The sequence below is a fragment of the Cobetia sp. cqz5-12 genome (assembly GCF_016495405.1).
GTDB lineage: Bacteria > Pseudomonadota > Gammaproteobacteria > Pseudomonadales > Halomonadaceae > Cobetia.
This window is the reverse complement of the sequence record NZ_CP044522.1, coordinates 2,965,739-2,983,603: the sequence shown is the minus strand read 5'-3', so window position 1 is coordinate 2,983,603 and position 17,865 is coordinate 2,965,739. Positions and strand designations below refer to the sequence as shown.

The 17,865-nt window shown below is 62.8% G+C and carries 14 protein-coding genes; 8 read left to right on the top strand and 6 right to left on the bottom strand.

Annotated features, from left to right (window positions below; all coding sequences use genetic code 11):
- Window positions 1–101 precede the first annotated feature (101 nt).
- Window positions 102–1,916, top strand: a complete 1,815-nt coding sequence (locus tag F8A90_RS12460) for a SurA N-terminal domain-containing protein (RefSeq protein ID WP_200017350.1) — start codon at window positions 102–104, stop codon at window positions 1,914–1,916.
- A gap of 213 nt (window positions 1,917–2,129) precedes the next feature.
- Here the strand turns inward: F8A90_RS12460 and F8A90_RS12455 are convergent, their stop codons facing one another.
- Window positions 2,130–3,086: a LysR family transcriptional regulator gene (locus F8A90_RS12455; RefSeq protein WP_200017349.1), complete on the bottom strand. Its 957-nt coding sequence runs from the start codon at window positions 3,084–3,086 to the stop codon at window positions 2,130–2,132.
- 264 nt (window positions 3,087–3,350) lie between these two features.
- Between F8A90_RS12455 and F8A90_RS12450 the strand changes: the two genes are divergently transcribed.
- The 3 genes from F8A90_RS12450 (at window position 3,351) to F8A90_RS12440 (ending at window position 7,350) form a co-directional block, all read left to right on the top strand.
- The gene (locus F8A90_RS12450; protein WP_200017348.1) at window positions 3,351–4,349 is read left to right on the top strand and encodes an NADP-dependent oxidoreductase; all 999 of its coding nucleotides are present in this window, start codon (window positions 3,351–3,353) and stop codon (window positions 4,347–4,349) included.
- Between the two features lie 380 nt (window positions 4,350–4,729).
- Window positions 4,730–5,881: an iron-containing alcohol dehydrogenase gene (locus F8A90_RS12445; RefSeq protein WP_200017347.1), complete on the top strand. Its 1,152-nt coding sequence runs from the start codon at window positions 4,730–4,732 to the stop codon at window positions 5,879–5,881.
- 212 nt (window positions 5,882–6,093) lie between these two features.
- A complete protein-coding gene (locus F8A90_RS12440) occupies window positions 6,094–7,350 on the top strand; it encodes a CobW family GTP-binding protein (protein ID WP_200017346.1) in 1,257 nt (418 codons plus the stop codon).
- A 29-nt stretch (window positions 7,351–7,379) separates the two neighbouring features.
- On the opposite strand, the gene F8A90_RS12435 is transcribed toward F8A90_RS12440, so the two are convergent.
- From F8A90_RS12435 to queC, 4 genes are read right to left on the bottom strand one after another with little or no spacing between them, the layout of a single operon-like run.
- Entirely contained in the window at window positions 7,380–7,667 is a 288-nt protein-coding gene (locus F8A90_RS12435) for a YkgJ family cysteine cluster protein (protein ID WP_084208108.1), read from the bottom strand.
- Window positions 7,664–8,563 carry a 6-carboxytetrahydropterin synthase gene (locus F8A90_RS12430; protein WP_200017345.1) on the bottom strand — a complete coding sequence of 300 codons (900 nt, stop codon included), beginning with the start codon at window positions 8,561–8,563 and terminating at the stop codon, window positions 7,664–7,666. Before F8A90_RS12430 ends, F8A90_RS12435 begins: the two co-directional genes overlap by 4 nt.
- A gap of 8 nt (window positions 8,564–8,571) precedes the next feature.
- Window positions 8,572–9,264, bottom strand: coding sequence for a 7-carboxy-7-deazaguanine synthase (gene queE / locus F8A90_RS12425; RefSeq protein WP_200017344.1), 693 nt, complete (start codon window positions 9,262–9,264; stop codon window positions 8,572–8,574).
- On the bottom strand, window positions 9,264–10,007 hold the full coding sequence (queC, locus tag F8A90_RS12420) for a 7-cyano-7-deazaguanine synthase QueC (RefSeq protein WP_200017343.1): 744 nt from the start codon (window positions 10,005–10,007) through the stop codon (window positions 9,264–9,266). The genes queE and queC overlap by 1 nt, the downstream gene beginning before the upstream one ends.
- 732 nt (window positions 10,008–10,739) lie before the next feature.
- Between queC and F8A90_RS12415 the strand changes: the two genes are divergently transcribed.
- Window positions 10,740–12,467, top strand: coding sequence for a putative bifunctional diguanylate cyclase/phosphodiesterase (locus tag F8A90_RS12415; RefSeq protein ID WP_200017342.1), 1,728 nt, complete (start codon window positions 10,740–10,742; stop codon window positions 12,465–12,467).
- A gap of 220 nt (window positions 12,468–12,687) precedes the next feature.
- On the opposite strand, the gene F8A90_RS12410 is transcribed toward F8A90_RS12415, so the two are convergent.
- Complete coding sequence (locus tag F8A90_RS12410; protein WP_200017341.1) at window positions 12,688–13,650, bottom strand: LysR family transcriptional regulator; 963 nt, start codon at window positions 13,648–13,650, stop codon at window positions 12,688–12,690.
- A gap of 382 nt (window positions 13,651–14,032) precedes the next feature.
- Here F8A90_RS12410 and F8A90_RS12405 point away from each other — a divergent pair, with 382 nt between their 5' ends.
- The 3 genes from F8A90_RS12405 to F8A90_RS12395 all read left to right on the top strand — a co-directional run bounded on the left by F8A90_RS12405 (window position 14,033) and on the right by F8A90_RS12395 (window position 17,695).
- Window positions 14,033–15,430, top strand: a complete 1,398-nt coding sequence (locus F8A90_RS12405) for an MATE family efflux transporter (protein ID WP_442778908.1) — start codon at window positions 14,033–14,035, stop codon at window positions 15,428–15,430.
- A gap of 488 nt (window positions 15,431–15,918) precedes the next feature.
- The gene (locus tag F8A90_RS12400; protein ID WP_166018733.1) at window positions 15,919–17,178 is read left to right on the top strand and encodes a D-amino acid dehydrogenase; all 1,260 of its coding nucleotides are present in this window, start codon (window positions 15,919–15,921) and stop codon (window positions 17,176–17,178) included.
- Window positions 17,179–17,311: 133 nt separating this feature from the next.
- Window positions 17,312–17,695, top strand: a complete 384-nt coding sequence (locus tag F8A90_RS12395; RefSeq protein ID WP_043331285.1) for a RidA family protein — start codon at window positions 17,312–17,314, stop codon at window positions 17,693–17,695.
- The last annotated feature ends 170 nt before the right edge of the window (window positions 17,696–17,865 follow it).

The window sequence follows — 17,865 nt, the reverse complement described above, 5'->3', positions numbered from 1 at the left end:
TCGTGCAAAGTCACCTGCATCTGTCTGCGGCATGCGTATAATCATCAGTCACTGAGTCGCGGCCCTTGTGGCCATTCCAATCCCTGTAGTTCGAGGCCTGCATGCTGCAACGAATTCGAGACCGGTCGCATGGCTGGGTGGCCAAGACGATCGTTGGTTTCATTGTCGTCACCTTTGCCTTCTTTGGTGTTGAGTCGATCATTGGCGCCTTCACTGCCAGCAGTGACGACGTGGCCACGGTCAATGGCGAAACCATCAGCCGCCAGGCGGTGGAAACCGAAGTCCAGCGTGCCATCCGTTCTGGCCAGGTAGCGCCGGAACAGGAGCGCGAGGCACGCAATCAGATCATCAACCAGATGATCGATTCCCGCCTGCTGGATCAATATGCCGAGGAAGGCGGCCTGCACATGTCCGATGCGCAACTCGATCAACTGATCGTGAGCATTCCGGACTTCCAGGATGACAAGGGGCGCTTCGATGCTGACCTGTTCCGCAATCGTCTGGCCAGCGCCGGCTATTCTCCCACCTCCTTCCGTCAGCAGCTGAGCAGCGACACCCTGCGTCAGCAGTTGACCGATGGCTTTGCCGCCAGTGCCTTCGTGCTGCCGGGCGAAGAAGAGAAGCTCAGCCAGTTGCAGCGTCAGACGCGTAGCTTCCGTTATGCCACGTTGAGCAGCGCGGACCTCGATGCGCCGGTGACGGTCAGCGAAGACGAGCTCAAGGCCTGGTATGACAGCCACCAGGACAACTACCGTCGCCCGGCACAGGTCAAGCTGGCCTACGTGCTGCTGGACCAGAACGAGCTGGCCAGCGGTGGCGATATCAGCGAAGACACGCTGAAGGTCGAATACGCGGCCAAGCGTGCCGATGCGCCGCGGGAAATCGCGCACATCATGGTCGAGAAGGGTGACGATGATGCGGCGGCACGTGCCAAGCTCGAGGGCGCACGTGACGCGCTCGCCAACGGCGAAGACTTCGCCGAGGTGGCGGCCGAGGTCTCGGAAGACAGCTCCACGGCCGAGGACGGCGGTGAGCTTGGCGTGATCACCCGCGGCATCTTCGGCGAAGACTTCGATGACGCGGCCTTCGCGCTGGATGAGGGTCAGGTCTCGGATATCGTCGATACCGGCGACAGCTTGCACCTGATCAAGGTGACCGGTCTGGATATCGCGCCCTTCGAGGACATGCGCGACGAGCTGCTGACGCAAGCCCGTCAGGCCGCTTCCCGCGACACCTTCAACGAGAAGGCGCAGCAGCTGAAGGACGAGAGCTTCGCGGCGGATGATCTGGCCAGCGTCGCCGAGGATCTGGACCTGCCGCTTGAGAAGACTGACTGGGTCGCGCAGGAAAACGATGACGAACTGCTGTCCGAGCCGGGTGTGATGGCAGCCGCCTTCGGTGACGAAGTGCTGGAAGATGGCTACAACAGTGACGTCATCGAACTGGATGACAGCCGTCGTCTGGTGCTGCGCGTCCTCGAGCAGCGTCCGGCCACCACGCTGGCACTGGATGAGGTCAAGCAGCAGGTGCAGCGCGAAGCCAAGGCCGACAAGACCGCCAAGGCACTCGAGGCACTGGCCGAGAAGCGTCTGGAGACGCTGCGCCAGGGCGGATCACTCGAGGGGATCGACTGGCAGCAGGCTGACGATGTCAGCCGTCAGGCCAGCACCCAGCTGCCGCAGAGTCTGGTCAAGCAGGCCTTCACGCTGGCGCACCCGCAGGATGGCCAGCCGGTCTACGGCAAGGCGTCACTGAGTGGTGGCATCGCGCTGATCGCTCTCACCGAGATCGGCGAGGCCGAGCCGGGCGAGATGGACCAGTTCCTCTCGCGTCTGGCCACGCGTCTGCGTGCTCAGGCCGCAGTCACGGGCCTGCAGGAATCTCTGCGTGAGCGTGCCGAGATCGAGCGCAACTGATCGAGCGCAAATGAGCCAGGCAACTGGCGTGGGCAGCTTTCCCTGCCAATGAGACCGTCACCCCCTGGGGTGGCGGTCTTTTTTTGGGTTCAAATCATTGGTTCAGGCCATTGTATTCAGGCCGTCGGGTTCAAGCATCGCGGGCTCAGGTAGCAAGCTCAGGCCGCCATGCTGTGTGCGGGTGCGGCGTCAGGTCACGAGTCCTGTCTCAAGTCACGAGCCCAGCCGCTGACGCAGCCGATGGGAGAGTTCGCGGTGGCGGGCTTGAATGCCTGTCGAGAGAGATTGACGCAGCCAGCGATGCCCGGCGTCATGATGCAGGCGTTCGTGCCACACCAGCCAGTAGGAGAAGCGGTTGATGGCGATGGGCAGCGGGCGCAGCACCAGCGGTAGCTGATCCAGCATGCTGATGGCCAGGCAGCCCGGAACGCATAGCAGCAGATCGCTATGGCAGGTGACACTGAAGGCGGCCAGGAAGTGGGGCTGGCGCATGACGACCTGCCGACTCAAGCCCAGCTCCGCCAGCTTGAGATCCACCGCACCACGCTCATCACCGCCCATGCTGATCAATTGATGGCTGGCGGCGACGAAGTCCTCCAGACTCAATGTCTCCTTCGCTGCCAGCGGGTGGTCCTGGCGCATCACGCAGACGAACTGGTCATCCCCGATCTCGCGCCCATGCACGCCGGCCGGCACCTTGGCGGTGGGCACGCACATCGCAAGCTCCGGCCCGCCTTCCTCGAGTTGCTGTTCGACATTGCCGCCGTAGGCCTGGATATCCAGACGGATGCCGGGTGCCTGCGCGTGCAGCGGGGCGATCTGGGGCGCCACGAAGGCGTGCATGCCGTAATCGGTGGTGGCCAGCTGGAAGCGACGTTGGCTATCTTCAGGCGAGAACTCGGGCGGTGCCAGCAGGGCGCCCAGCTCCTGCAGCAGGCGTGCGAGGGGCTGTCTGAGGGCCTCTGCGCGTGCGGTGGGGCGCAGACCGCGTTGCGCGCGCACGAACAGGGGGTCATCGAAGGCCTCGCGCAGCCGCCCCAGGGTGCGAGACACCGCAGGCTGGCTCAGATTGAGGCGCTCAGCGGCCCGCGACACGCTGCGGGTTTCCAGCAGCGCATGCAGCGCGACCAGCGTATTGAGATCATGGCGGGCAAGTTCAGCCAGGTGCATGGCAAGCGGTTCCCGGTAGCGAGGCGGCCCAGTCACTGGGATGAAAGTGTGCAGTTTCAACCGCGCATGATATCAGTCTCATGCATACCGGGATTTAGTTTCTGTCATTGGTGTGATATCGGGAGCGCGCGTAATCTGGTGATACTTCGTCGCCGAGCAGCGCTTGCGGCGGCCAGACGTCACAGGGTTGAGGCCTCGGGCCAGCGGCCTGATGACGATTCAGATCACTCGTCGTTTGACCAGATCATTCGCAAGGAGCATTGCATGCAGACACGCTATTACACGATCACCGACTATCCGAAAGGTACCCCGGAACGCGACCTGTTCCAGTTGCGTGAAGAGGAGTTGAGCGAGCTCGGCGAAGGCGAGGTGCGCATTCGCAACAGCTGGCTGTCCGTGGATCCCTACATGCGTGGCCGCATGAGCGGGGTGAAGACCTATATCGACCCCTTCGAGCTCAATGAGCCGCTGCAGGGCGCAGCCGTCGGTGAAGTGATCGAGTCACGTGACTCTCGCTTCAAGAGCGGCGACAAGGTCCGTCACATGGGCGGCTGGCGTGATATCGCGCAGCTCTCTGGTGATCAGGTTGAGCCGCTGCCGAGCATCGATGTGCCGGAGCAGGCCTACCTGGGCGTGCTGGGCATGCCGGGCATGACCGCCTGGACCGGCCTCAACATCATCGCCGAGATGAAAGAGGGTGATAACGTGCTGGTCAGCGCGGCCTCCGGTGCGGTCGGCTCGCTCGCCGTGCAGCTGGCCAAGGCCAAGGGTGGCACTGTCGTCGGCATCGCCGGCAGTCAGGAAAAGCTGGATTGGCTGGAGGCGCGCGGCGTCAAGGCGGTCAGCTACAAGGGCAAGGATGCTGAGCAGCTGACGAAAGCGCTCAAGGAGGCCTGCCCGGACGGTTTCGATGTCTACTACGAGAACGTCGGTGGTGACTGCCTGGTGGCGGCGCTCAACAACCTGAACGTCGGTGCACGCATCGCCGTCTGCGGCATGATCTCCAGCTACAACGATACCGAGGTGGCGGCGGGCCCCTCCAATATCTCGATGATCCTGATTCGCCGGGCGCGCATGCAGGGCTTCATCGTCTTCGATCACTGGGACAACTACAGCCGCTTCCTCGAGGAAGTGGGGCCGCAGGTCGCCAAGGGCGATATCGACTACGAAGAGACGGTGGAAGAGGGACTGGAACAGACGCCGGACGCCTTCCTCAAGCTGTTCACAGGCGCCAACAAGGGCAAGATGCTGGTACGTCTGTAACCTGAGACGGCAGCACTGAAGCCCCGAACACCTGACGCCTCGCGTACGCGCGGTGCTCAGGCATTCACGAAAGGCTCGCCACGGCGAGCCTTTCGCGTTGGTGAAAGCCATTCGCGTGGGTGAGTGCCATTCGCTTTGGTGAGAAGCTGTCACGTCGCGATGCGATTGGTGATTCACACGAACCAAAGACGTGCGCACTGTGCTCTACTTTCGTCGTAGATGCTGCTCTAGAATGTGCGCAACATTCGTGGGGTGGTGACGTCTTCATTTCGTTTTCGTGTCACCAGGCCCTCACGCGACACCCTGTGTCAGGTGGCGCCTGATCATGGCGGCGTTCTGCATTGCCGCCGTGCCGCCCCTGACTCTGCGAGGAGAGCATCATGCAGGACTTTACCTATCAGAACCCGACCCGCGTGCACTTCGGTGCCGGCCAGATCGCCAAGGTGCGTGACGAGATTCCCGCCGATGCCCGCGTGCTGGTCACCTATGGGGGTGGCTCCATCAAGAAGAACGGCGTGATGGATCAGGTGGAAGCGGCACTGGAGGACCATCAGTGGTGGAGCTTCGGCGGCATCGAGCCGAATCCGAGCTATCACACCCTGCTGGAAGCGCTGGAGGTCATCAAGCGCGAGAAGGTCGATTATCTGCTGGCAGTCGGGGGAGGCAGCGTCGCCGATGGCAGCAAGTTCCTCGCGCTGGCCGCCTGTCACGCCGGTGATCCGTGGGAGATTCTCGCCGAAGGCAAGCATCCCGAGACGGCATTGCCGCTGGGCGTGGTGCTGACCCTGCCGGCCACTGGCTCCGAGTCCAACGGCAATGCCGTGGTCACCAATTACGAGACCCACGACAAGCTGCCGATGTTCAGCGAACTGGCCTACCCGCGCTTCGCGGTGCTGGACCCGGCCACCACCCTGACCCTGCCGGAGCGCCAGAGCGTCAACGGTGTCGTCGATGCCTTCGTGCACGTCAGCGAGCAGTATTTGACCTACCCGGTCAACGCGCCGGTCCAGGATCGCTTCTCCGAGGGTCTGTTGCTGACCTTGATCGAGGAAGGCCCCAAGGTACTGAGCCAGCCGGATGATCTGGCCGTGCGCGCCAACATCATGTGGGCCGCCAATCTGGGCCTCAACGGTCTGATCGGGCGTGGTGTGCCGCAGGACTGGGCCACCCACATGATCGGTCACGAGATCACCGCACTGCACGGTGTCGATCATGGCCGCACCCTGACCATCGTGATGCCGGCACTGTGGGAAGAAATGTTCGAGGCCAAGCGTGCCAAGCTGGTGCAGTATGGTCGTCGTGTCTGGGGACTGGACGGTGATGACGAAAGCGTCGCCCGCGCTGCCATCGACAAGACGCGTGAATTCTTCACCCGCATGGGCGCGCCGGTATCGTTGAGCGAAGCCGGCATCGGTGCCGACAGCATCGACCAGCTGGTCGACAACCTGGCACGTCATGGCTTCACTGCCATCGGCGAGCACGGTGACATCACGCCGGACGTGGCGCGTCGTATCCTGACCCGCGCTGCCTGATCACGCACGTCAGTCAGGTCGCAAGGCAAGCCTGAAACCCCTCGTCACCTCTGGTGGCGAGGGGTTTTGCGTATGTCCCCTTGGCGGCGGCTTGCCGATTGCCGGATTGCGTCATGTCGCAAGGCAGGATTCGCTTCACGAGACGTCGTCGCCGGGCTTATTTTGTTACTCTATAACCTTTTGCACGCCCTTCATCCTGCGGAGAATTCAGCATGTCTCTGGCTTCACGCGGCGCCGATACCGGCGACGCCTCGACGGATTTAGCACGTCACACGCGGATACCGGTGCATCTGATCACCGGCTTTCTGGGAACCGGCAAGAGCAGCTTCATCCAGGCACTGGTCGCGGCCAAGCCGGCGGATGAGCATTGGGCGATCCTGGTCAATGAATTCGGGCAGGTAGGCATCGATCAGGCACTGTTTGCCGGACGCGAGGATGTCAGCGTCAAGGGGCTGCCCGGCGGGTGCCTGTGCTGTCAGCTGGCCTTCGTGCTGCAGGCGGGACTGGTCAGCCTGATCCATCAGACCCGGCCTGATCGTCTGATCATCGAGCCCTCGGGGCTGGGCCATCCCGCAGGGTTGATCGATGTGCTGCGCAGTGAAGGGCTGGCCTCCGCGCTTGAGCTCGAGGAAGTCATCACCCTGCTGGACCCGCGTGCACTGGACGATACCCGTACGCGTGAACACGGCACTTTCCAGGATCAGCTGACGCTGGCGGGGGGCGTGGTGCTCAGCAAGCGGGATCTGGCGACTGATGAGCAGCTGGCGGCCGCGCATGAGTTTCTGGAAGGGATGTGGCCGCGCAAGCGCTGGGTGGGTGAGCTGGGCAGAGCCGACGGCGAAAGTCAGCCGGCCCAGGCACGCATGGACGGTCAGGAGGTCGCGCTGATCGATTGGCTGCTGCCAGCAGGGCGTGAATCCCATCGCCAGGGCGGCTTGCACGCCAGCGACGCCCATCACGTCAGCGAAGATCGTGAGAACCAGCCCGAGATCAGCATGCCGGCTGCCCATCGCGCTGCGCGGGATAGGGCGCGTCTGGCGCAGGAGACCTCCACCAGTGAAAAGTTGTCAGCCTCAGGCGTGATGCCATTGCCCGGCGCACCGGTGATCGAGCAGGCCGAAGGGCTTGAGCATGCCAGTCTGGGATGGCGAATCGTGGCGGGCGAGGTGTTCGATCTTGATCAGCTGACCCGGTGGCTGGATGGACTGCCGCGCGACTGGCGGGTGAAGGGCATCTTTCACACGACGGAAGGCTGGCGCAGCTATAACCGTGCCAAGGGACGAGCCGAACTTGCGCCTTCCAGCTGGCGCGAGGACTCACGACTCGAGTTGATCGCACCGCTGGAGCAGCAGGGGCAGGAGGGGATGGCGACTGCGTTGCCGCTGGCGGATTCCCGTCAGCTGAATGCCGCCTTGCTGGCCTGTCGCAGCGAGGGTGCCGCCAGGCCCTTCAATTTCTTCGGCGAGTGAGCTGAGATCTATCCCTCAGGGGGCGTCTCTCACGTCAGGCGCTCCCACTCGCCGATCAGGCGCAGGGCCTCTTCGCTTGAATTGCCACACAGCTCGATATCGAAGTCGAAGTTGCCACACACGGCCGGTCGTTGTGGCGTTCCGAACAGCTTGCACAGATTCTCGTCATCCAATTGCACGCAGCGCACGCCTGCCGGCTTGCCATTGGGCATGCCGGGAATCGGACTCGAGATGGAAGGCGCGATGCAGCACCCCCCGCAGCCGGCGCGGCAGCCGGATGCGGGAGTGGCCGCGAAGTGGTGGGCGGTCTGCGTCATGATGGGACGGGCATTTCCTCATGCTCAGGCAGCACCAGCGGCTGGCGGGCGGTCTCTGGCGTGTGCCGCGCGATGGCGCCCTTGTTGATCCCTTCATAGGCTTCGACGCGAATGCTGTCACCGCTGTCGAGAGCGATCTGGCGCGCCAGCCAGTCGGCGATCCACTCGATGGTGGTCGGTGTCGGCAGCAACCAGACCTGCTTGCGCGGCAGGCGAATGCGGAATCTGCCCTGCGGTGCCTCATAGCTGAACACCAGCTCACGGCCGGGACGGTCGATCAGATCGCCTTCTTCGGCCAGGTAGCGGTCATTGAGCTTCTCGGCCCACTCGGCTTCCAGTGCCGTGTCACGCACGCCATTGCGTTCGATGACCAGCGGAGAGCGGTGACCATGCGCGATACGCTGACAGTTGCCGCTGTGATGACGCAGGCCATGGCTGTAGGTGTAGGCGGCACCCTCGATGCACTCATCGCGCAGGCGCACGCGCAGCGCCTCGACGCGCGGCGGCAGGCGGCGCGTCAGCAGCTTCTCGAAGTGGTTGGCCAGCACCACGGTGGTGACCTCGGCCACCGGCAGCAGGCAGAAGGCCTGACGCGGGCCGCGCACTTCCATGGCATAGGGCTGGGTGAAGCGCAGACACAGTCCTTCCGGGCAGTCCGTGACGCTCACGCCTTCGGCCTGACTGGGCACGATCAAGGTGTGATCGGCGTCCTGGTCGATCATGCGCTTGGCCCACGGCTTGACGTCGCCGAAGTCGAACAGCATGCCGTCATGGCCGACGGCGCCGTCCAGCTCCAGGTCCAGATGCTGACTGATGCCATGCAGGCCGCGAGTATTGCTCCACACCGAGGCATCCACCGCGGTGAGGGCCCTGACGAACAGGGTCTTGGAAGTCATTGCCGTCATCAATCGATACCACTGATCTTGTGAGTCTGCAGCGATAGCTGCCACTGGGGATTGGCCATGCAGTAACTGACGCACTGGTTCATCGGCGTATCCGTCGCCAGTACCTCGCGATAATGCTCGCGAGCGGCGGCTGGCGCGGGCAGGGCATCCAGGGCGGCGGTATCCAGTGGCTGCAGATAGAAGTGCGCGAAGTCCAGACTGACGAAGCGCTCCGGCAGCGCCTCCGGCTGCGGGTAGACGAGCTTGAGCTCATCGCCGCCGGTGAGGACCAGCTCGCTGGCACCCTTGGGGCTGACGCATAGCCAGTCGATGCCGGCGGGCGGCGCGACGGTGCCGTTGGTCTCCACCGCGATCTCGAAGCCGCGGGCGTGCATCGCGTCCACCAGTTCGTGGTCGAGCTGCAACAGTGGCTCACCGCCGGTGAAGACCACATAGGGCGTGGCGATGCCGGAGTGTTCCGGCCACAGGCTGGCCAGGAAGTCCGCCAGCTCGCTTGCCGTGCGGAACTTGCCGCCATTCTGGCCATTGGTGCCGACGAAATCGGTGTCGCAGAAGCGACAGACCGAGGTGTCGCGATCCTGCTCACGACCACTCCACAGATTGCAGCCCGCAAAGCGGCAGAACACGCTGGCGCGCCCTGCGCGAGCACCTTCGCCCTGCAGGGTGTAGAACGCTTCCTTTACCGTATACATCAGAGAGTGCCTGCGCCCTTGGCCGAATCGGCCGTGTCATACCCGAGCGGATCGCTCAGCCCATGGGCGGCGAAGGCAGCAAGGCGCTCGCGGCAGCTGCCGCATTCCCCACAGGCCAGTTCACGGCCTTCATAGCAGGTCCAGGTCTGGGCGTAGTCGAGCTGCATGGCGATGCCGGCGGCCAGAATCTCGTCCTTGCTGGCGTGCAGGAAGGGCGCGCGAATCTCCACCGGCGAGAAGTTGGCGATCGCGGCGACGGCATTCATCTTCTCGACGAATTCCGGACGGCAATCCGGGTAGAGCACGTGATCCCCGCCGTGGGCACCATAGAAGCACACGCCAGCCTCGATATTGACGGCCTTGGCGATCGCCAGGGACAGCAGGATCATGTTGCGATTGGGCACCACGGTCGAGGTCATGGAATCCTCGTCGTAGTCGGCCTTGGGCATCGCCTGGTCACTGTTGGTCAGCGCGGAGTTGTCGATCAGGCCATGGATGGCGCGAATGTCGACGACTTCGTGGGCGACGCCCAGTGACTCGCAGACCTGGCGTGCGACGTCGAGCTCACGCGAGTGACGTTGACCATAATGGAAGGAGAGGGCGTGTACCTCGAAGCCTTCCTTCAGCGCCTGGTGCAGGACGGTGTAGGAGTCCATGCCACCGGAGTAGATGACGACGGCGCGGGGGCGTTCTGCAGAGGAGGCAGAAGCGGAGACAGCGGAATTCTGGACGTTGAGAGTCATGACGGAGAATTTCTTTGACCGATGGATTCGGCGCCCGGGATCCGGTCCGGACGAAACGGGCGCCTATCCTACTCTTCCGCACGCCTTGATGCCACTCGCGCACTGGCGCGGGCCGCGGATACGTCGTCTGTTGCCGGGTTTCGAAGCGGCGATGGCAGCCAAGCGTTGAGTCGGCGAGAAAATAGCCTTGGTGCCCGCACCACAGGCTGGCATAGACTCGGAGTATTAGCGAAGCGTAGAGAGTGTCGACTGCGTGCTGCACGCTTGAACCTCTGGTGCATCCCCTGACGGCACGCACTTCGGGATGACGGGGTGAGGAGCAGGTTGAGGAGCCGGTTGAGTGGCTTGACGACTGGCTCCGGAAATGACGCCAGGAGCAGCGTCAGGTGACAGGCGAAGCGGGGAGGTATCTGGCGTTCAAAAGGGCACTCAAAAGGGTGATCAGAAGAGACAAAGTGCAGCACTCTGGCGCCTGGCAATGTCCATAGGAGGAGTAGCATGGGCGCTCGGACATTGCCGCATTAGCCATGCGGCCCGGGCCTTGCTGCAGCCAGCGGCGACAATGAAAGCAGGTGTAAGCAGATAAGCGCGAGATCAGCCGGAAGCGTGAATGACGTGTCATGTCCCGGCGGTGTTACCCGCGTTGCGCCAGCCAGCGGCCAGCATCACTGGCGACAGGCGGCCCTTGCGGGGCATCAAGCCATTTTCCTTATGACTGCAGGTGGAGTGAGCGTGCCTCTCGATATCTTGATCAAATTGCTGTCGTCCATCGAAGAGCCGTTGTGGATCCATGACCGCTTCGGCCAACTCGCCTGGACGTCGCCGCGCGCTCGCCAGGAAGACAGGGTGCCGGAGCTGCCATCCCCGCTGCCCAAGCAGCCGGAGCCTTGTGGCATCAGCGGCCAGCCCGGCTTCTGGTTGATGGGCATCACCGGCGAGCTGGGCGAATGGCTGCTGGTGCAGAAGGCCAATCTGCCGTGGCGCATGGCGATCTTCGATGCCGAGTGTCTGGTGGCCAACACCTGTGGCTGGCAGGAGCTGTTCGGCACCGAGCGGCCGCGTCTCGAGCCGGTCAGCGAGCGGCGAGTCCGCCTCAAGGCGCCGTTCTCGGGGCTGGCGGAGGCGCGGGCGGCCGGGGTGGATGACAAGGTCTTGATCGCCCTGCGCCGCCTGCAGCCCATCAACCTGCTGTCGCGCGATCGCTTCAATGCCCAGATCGATGAACTGCTGCTGGAAGAAAGCGTCGACGGCAGTATCGATGCCGGCATCATCTATCTGTCGCTGACCCACCTGGAGATCATCAACTCGGCGCACGGTGCCGAACGCATCGATCCGCTGCTGGAGCGGGTGGCAGAAGCCATGTCTCTGCAGTATCGCGACGCCTTGGTCTGCCGCCCCCTGGGCAATGCGTTCGCGCTGTTCTTCGTCGGGGATGAGGCCAGCCTGATCGCACGTGCCAACGAGCTGTGCGAACGGCTGGTGATGCTGATGCGACTGGATGGCAAGGCCTTGCCGGTCACGGCGCGGGTCGGCATCAGTCTGGCGCCGCAGCACGCACGCCGTGCCCATCGTCTGATGCATCTGGCCGAACTCGCCATGCTGCACGGCGAATACGATGACATCGATGTCTGTGGCCCCTTGCATGTGTTCTCGCCCGGCGCGCATATGCAGCATCTCAACGACTACCGCCTGACCAGTGACCTGCGCGAGCATCTCGAAGAGCTGGATCTCGCCTTCCAGCCCCAGTTCGACCTCGCCAGTGGCGAGGCCGTCGGCGTCGAGGTGCTGGTGCGCTGGGACCACCCCGAGCTTGGCACCATCGGGCCGGGGCGCTTCATCCCGCTGGCGGAGCAGTACGGCTTGATCGGCACCGTCGGCGCGCGGGTGATGGACACGGCCCTTTCGGCAACGCGTGACCTGGTGACGCCGAACGGCAAGCCGCTGTCGGTGGCGATCAATGTCTCGGCTCAGGAGTTTCGTGATCCCGGCTTCCCCGAGCGTGTCTCGGAGGCCCTGGCGCGCCATGACTTCGCGCCGGAACGCCTGGAGCTTGAGATCACCGAATCCTCACGCGTGCCGGATCTTGATCGCGTCGTGGAGCGACTGACCGGCCTGATCGAACGCGGCGTGCGCCTAGCGATCGATGATTTCGGCACCGGCTTCGCATCACTGCTCTACGTGCGTGACCTGCGTGCTTGCCGCCTCAAGGTCGATCAGCGCTTCGTCGGTAGCCTTGATCATGATGCCCGCGACCGCGCCATCGTCTCCCACGCGATCTCGCTGGCCGACAGTCTGGGCATGGAGGTGCTGGCGGAAGGCGTCGAGACCGCAGAGCAGGAACGCCTGCTGGTCGAGATGGGTTGCCATCTGGTGCAGGGCTTCCGCTATGCACGTCCCAAGCGCCTGCCGGAGCTGGTCGAGTGGCTCAAGCGCAAGCCGTCGATCCATCCCTGTCCCTGAGAGTTTCGCTCTGAGAGCGCTTGATGAAAGGGGCGGAAGTGAAAGGCGCTTGAAATGAAGGCGCTTGAAATGCAGGGGCCTGAAATGAAGAGGCCTGAAACGAAAACGCCCGCCACGCAGTGACTCTGCGTGGCGGGCGTTTTCATGGTGAGCATTCGGGTCTGGCAATGGCCGCGAGAGGTGGCGGCTTGCATTCAGACTCGAGAGTCGTGGCGACGTCTCATGCGCTGCAACCGCTACCGTAGCCGTACATGTTCTCGAAGCCCGGAATGCGCTGCTCCCAGACGGGCGGCGTGCCGACGACCTCCTGCAGGCAATCGCTGAAGCGACGCGTCTTCTGCGGCAGGTACTGGCGGTGCGGATAGACCAGGTGGATCGAAGGCAAGGGCTTCATCGGCACGTTGGTCAACAGCGGCACCAGTTCACCATCCAGGATCTCGTCCTTGATGTTGATCGCGGACACCATGCCATAGCAGGCACCCGATTTGATGGCACCGATCAGCACGTCGGCATCATTGACCTTGAGACGCGAATCCAGCGCCACCTTTTCCTCGACACCGCTCTCGGTGCAGACGCGCAGGCGATCGAGAATGAAGCCATCGCGGGAATATACCGCCGCCGGCAGGCCAGACAGATCGGCGGGGGTCTGCGGCATGCCGTGACGCTCGATGAAGGCCGGCGAGGCACAGATCAGGTGACGGTGTGCAGCCAGCGGACGCGCGATCAGGTTGGAATCTTCCAGCTCCGACATGCGAATGGCCAGGTCATAACCGCCGCCGATCAGGTCGGTCAGGTGGTCTTCCAGGCGCACTTCCACCTGGGTATCCGGGTAGCGCTCCATGTACAGGCGTACGGCCTGGGCGACATAGGTGCGTCCGAAATGGCTCGGGCTGGTGATCTTCAGGATGCCGCGCGGGCCATCCTGATAGGCGCCGGCCACATCATCGGTATCTTCCAGCACTTCACGCAGACGCAGTGCGTGCTGATGGATCTCGCGCCCCGCATCCGTCAGGGCCAGCGAGCGGGTCGAGCGATTGAACAGGCGAATCTGCAGTTCTTCTTCCAGACGACTGATCTGCTTGGAGACCACCGAGCGGTTGACCTGTCGATGGTCAGCCGCCTTGGAAAAACTCTGTGCTTCTACCACATCGAGAAACAGCAACAAACGGGATGCTTTATCCACGGTCTGACCTCTCGTGATGCCATGGGGAGGGGAACACTCTGCCAGCCATCCATGAGGCAGTCAGTGCATATAAAGCGACGGTCCATCTTCGGTAGCAGTCGATAATCGGTGACATTGCATGGGGCGTCATCACGAATCCTGATGACGGAAATCCCTGACAAGGTCAGTTTATCACGGTCACTGTTTCCTCTAATACCACGCATCAACGCGTTTCTCGCTCTTCCTGTTGCCGACAATGCATCAAAGACATGTCTCACTGAGCCTATCTGGGGTCTGGCGAAATCCCTAGAATCGTCACTCCAGCGTCACACAAGTGTTCCGACGCCTTTACCTTCATCCAACCAGTCATGCTCGACATGCTGGGAGTGAGTTCATGTCTTCTATGTCCACCGAAGCTTCTGCAACATCGACCCCGCCAACGTCGGGAAGTCCGACGACGCGTGAGCTGATGTCACGCCTGTGGCGCAGCACCTTGCCGATGACGCTCGGCATCATGGGACTGCTGGGCTTCAACCTGGTCGATGCTGCCTTCGTCTCGCATCTGGGCACCGCGCCACTGGCTGCGCAATCCTTCACCTTCCCGCTGACCTTTCTGATCATCGGGGTACAGGTCGGCATGGGCATCGCGATCGCCGCGATCGTCTCGCGTACCCTGGGTGCCGAGGATGAGGCGCGTGCGCGGCGTCTGGGCGGTGTAGTGCTGCTGGGATCCGGTGTGTTGATGGCACTGCTGATGCTGCTCTTGTGGGTCATCAGGGTGCCGGCCTTCGAGCTGCTGGGTGCCAATGCCGCCGAGATGAAGCTGATCGAGGTCTACTGGGGCCCGTCACTGATCGCCAGCTGGCTGGGGGCCATGGCCTATGTGCTCTACAGCCTGTTCCGCGCCCACGGCGACACACGCCTGCCGGGCGAGATGATGCTGCTGACCAGTATCTTCAATCTGGTGCTGGACCCGCTGCTGATCTTCGGCGCGGGGCCACTGCCCGGCTTCGGTCTGGCGGGGGCTGCCTGGGCGACCGTGCTCTCCTTCGGGGCCGGGCTTGCCATCACGGCGTTCAAGATCTCGCGCCGCGACTGGATGGAATATCGCGGCCTGTGGGCCGAATGGCAGGCTTCGCGCCGCCAGCTGGCGGGGATCGCGATACCCGCGATCCTGTGTCAGATGATGCCGGCCCTCTCCGCGATGCTGGTCACTGCCATCGTCGCGGGGCTGGGTCAGACGGAGGTGGCCGCCTGGGGTATCGCCTCACGCCTGGAAACCTTCTCGCTGATCGTGGTGCTGGCCCTGACCATGTCGCTGCCGCCGTGGCTGGGGCGCTGTTATGGTGCCGGTCGTTGGCAGGAAATTCGTCGCCTGATGAACCTGGCTGCCCGCGTGGTGGTGATCTGGCAGCTGGTGCTGGGCATCATCGCGGCGGTATTGGCGACACCGTTGGCCTATGTGCTGGTGGGCAGTGACGAGGTCTCGGCGGCGCTGGCGGTCCTGCTGCCGTGGATGTTGCCCAGTTACTCCTTCCTCGGCATCTGCATGCTGGTCGTGTCGGCTGCCAACGCGCTGGGGTGGCCGCTGCGTGCCACGGCGCTGTCATTCGTGCGTCTCTTCATCTGCTTCATGCCGGCGGTATGGCTGGGGGCACATCTGGATGGGCTGCGCGGTGTCGCCATCGGCTCGGCCATCGGCAATCTGCTGGCGGGTGTGGTGGCATGGCGTGTCTATCGTCAGGCCCTGGGCAACCGGGGCAAGTCAGTGCGTGATCATGCCTATATCGCGACGACCTGATCTGACTGAGCGGAGCTGAGAAGCGGGCATGACGGTCTGTCCATGGCGGTCTGCCTATGAGGGGCAGATAGCGAGGGCCTGAACGCCAAGGTCTGATCGCGGCGGCCCGCGTGAGATGTCGTGCGGTGCTGCCTGCCGTCAGTCGCTTGCCACAAGATTCTGCCAGGAAGTCCTGTCAGCAGCCCTTGCCAGAAGTCCCGTCAGCAGTCCGCTGAGACGCACCGAAAGCGGCCATTCCAAAAATGGCCGCTTTTTTGTTTTTTATCACTGCCATGATATGAAATTTACCTGCTTATTTTCTGATACGCAGCCTCATAACAGAATATTAACCGTGGTTTGCGCCTCTATACTGGATGCATTCAGGTCAAGCCACTGTGAGTCGCCTTGTCGACCGGTGACGGCCTTCATCGTCTTTATTCGCTGCCGAGTGCGCGAATACGCCTGTCATTTGCCGTGGGGCGCGGCTTGCAGTCATGGGGTAGGCCAACATGAAGATTCTTGTACTCGGTAGTGGCGTCGTCGGTGTCACCAGTGCCTATTATCTGGCGCGTCAGGGGCATGAGGTCACGGTCGTCGACCGTCAGGCCAGCCCGGCGATGGAAACCAGCTACGGCAACGCCGGTCAGGTCTCCTTCGGCTTCTCCTCGCCGTGGGCGGCGCCTGGCATTCCGCAGAAAGCCGTCAAGTGGATGTTCCAGGAGCATGCGCCGCTCAAGATCCAACCGCGCATGGACCCGCAGATGGCCAAGTTCATGGTCAAGATGTTCGCCAACTGCAACGCCGACCGTTATGCCGTCAACAAGGAGCGCATGGTACGGGTCTCCGAGTACAGCCGTGCCTGCATCAATGCCCTGCGCGAAGAGACCGGGCTGCGCTACGAAGACCGTCAGAAGGGGCTGTTGCAGCTGTTTCGTACCCAGGCGCAGGTCGATGCCGTGCAGAGCGACATGAAGGTGCTGGCGGGCTGTGGTGTACGCCATCAGCTGCTGGACGCCGATGCCTGCGCCACGGTGGAGCCGGCACTGACCCGCGTGCCGGGCAAGTTCATCGCCGGCCTGCACCTGCCGGATGACCAGACCGGCGATTGCCACCTGTTCACCAACCGGCTGGCGGATTACTGCCGTGACACCCTGGGCGTCAATTTCGTCTTCAATACCACCATCCAGCGTATCCAGCGCAGCGGTAGCCGCATCGAGAAGGTCATCACCGACCGTGGCGAGATGACCGCAGACAGCTACGTGATGTGTCTGGGCAGTTACTCGCCATTCCTGGCGCGTGATCTGGACCTGGATCTGCCGATCTATCCGGTCAAGGGCTACAGCCTGACCGTGCCGATCATCAATGCCGATGCCGCGCCGCAGTCCACCGTGATGGACGAGACCTTCAAGGTCGCGCTGACACGCTTCGATGATCGCATTCGCGTGGGTGGTACGGCGGAGCTTGCGTCCTTCGATCTGTCGCTGCTCGAGAAGCGCCGTGCGACCATCAACATGGTGGTGCGTGATGTCTTCCCGGAAGCGGGCGACTATGCCAAGGCGGAATTCTGGGCCGGCCTGCGACCGATGACGCCGGATTCCACGCCGATCATCGGCGGCACCAAGTACGACAATCTGTGGTTGAACACCGGACATGGCACCCTGGGCTGGACCATGAGCTGCGGCAGTGCGAGTCTGTTGGCGGACCTGGTGGATGGCCGCAAGCCCACGATCGACCCCAATGGTCTCAGTCTTGGGCGCTACGCTGCCTGATGCTCGGCGCAGTGTTGTCCGTGACAGTTTCTGGTTCAGTGGTTGCGCCAGGGGGCTGCCAGGTAGCGCGTAATGCAGTGAAGTCGTCTTTTTCGAGTGTCTCTCCGTCAACTGATTGAACAAGGAATTGCGCATGACCAAGCAGATTATCTCTACCGAGTCCGCACCGGCTGCCATCGGCCCGTATTCCCAAGCGGTGCGCACGGGTAATCTGGTGTTCCTGTCCGGCCAGATCCCGCTGGACCCGGCGACCATGGAAGTGGTGGAAGGCGGTTTTGAAGCCCAGGCAGACCAGGTGTTCCGCAATCTCAAGGCGGTGTGTGAAGCTTCCGGTGGCAGCCTGGATCAGCTGGTCAAGGTCAATCTGTTCCTGACCGATCTCAGCAACTTCGCCGTGGTCAACACCCTGATGGAGCAGTACTTCAGCCAGCCGTATCCGGCGCGTGCGGCCGTCGGCGTCAAGGAGCTGCCCAAGGGCGTGCTGTTTGAAGCAGAAGGCGTACTGGCACTCTCCTGATCGCTTGTCCTTGGTTGGTCTGAACGAACGATTGGCGCGAATCGATGTTTCGTTTCTCACTCCCCTCGCTGATTCATCAGCGGGGGGAGTGTCGTTTCAGGGGTCGTGACGTCCTGTAGGCAGCTTGAGCGTGACATTTGGCGCCAGCATGATTAGCGTAAGGCTAAATG

Bases quoted from the DNA above. Each gene is read 5' to 3' on its own strand.
- F8A90_RS12400 (WP_166018733.1), top strand. From the start codon at position 15,919: ATGAAGATTCTTGTACTCGGTAGTGGCGTCGTCGGTGTCACCAGTGCC.
- F8A90_RS12430 (WP_200017345.1), bottom strand. From the start codon at position 8,563: ATGACTTCCAAGACCCTGTTCGTCAGGGCCCTCACCGCGGTGGATGCC.
- F8A90_RS12395 (WP_043331285.1), top strand. From the start codon at position 17,312: ATGACCAAGCAGATTATCTCTACCGAGTCCGCACCGGCTGCCATCGGC.
- F8A90_RS12460 (WP_200017350.1), top strand. From the start codon at position 102: ATGCTGCAACGAATTCGAGACCGGTCGCATGGCTGGGTGGCCAAGACG.
- F8A90_RS12450 (WP_200017348.1), top strand. From the start codon at position 3,351: ATGCAGACACGCTATTACACGATCACCGACTATCCGAAAGGTACCCCG.
- F8A90_RS12405 (WP_442778908.1), top strand. From the start codon at position 14,033: ATGTCCACCGAAGCTTCTGCAACATCGACCCCGCCAACGTCGGGAAGT.
- F8A90_RS12445 (WP_200017347.1), top strand. From the start codon at position 4,730: ATGCAGGACTTTACCTATCAGAACCCGACCCGCGTGCACTTCGGTGCC.
- F8A90_RS12435 (WP_084208108.1), bottom strand. From the start codon at position 7,667: ATGACGCAGACCGCCCACCACTTCGCGGCCACTCCCGCATCCGGCTGC.
- F8A90_RS12455 (WP_200017349.1), bottom strand. From the start codon at position 3,086: ATGCACCTGGCTGAACTTGCCCGCCATGATCTCAATACGCTGGTCGCG.
- F8A90_RS12440 (WP_200017346.1), top strand. From the start codon at position 6,094: ATGTCTCTGGCTTCACGCGGCGCCGATACCGGCGACGCCTCGACGGAT.
- queC (WP_200017343.1), bottom strand. From the start codon at position 10,007: ATGACTCTCAACGTCCAGAATTCCGCTGTCTCCGCTTCTGCCTCCTCT.
- queE (WP_200017344.1), bottom strand. From the start codon at position 9,264: ATGTATACGGTAAAGGAAGCGTTCTACACCCTGCAGGGCGAAGGTGCT.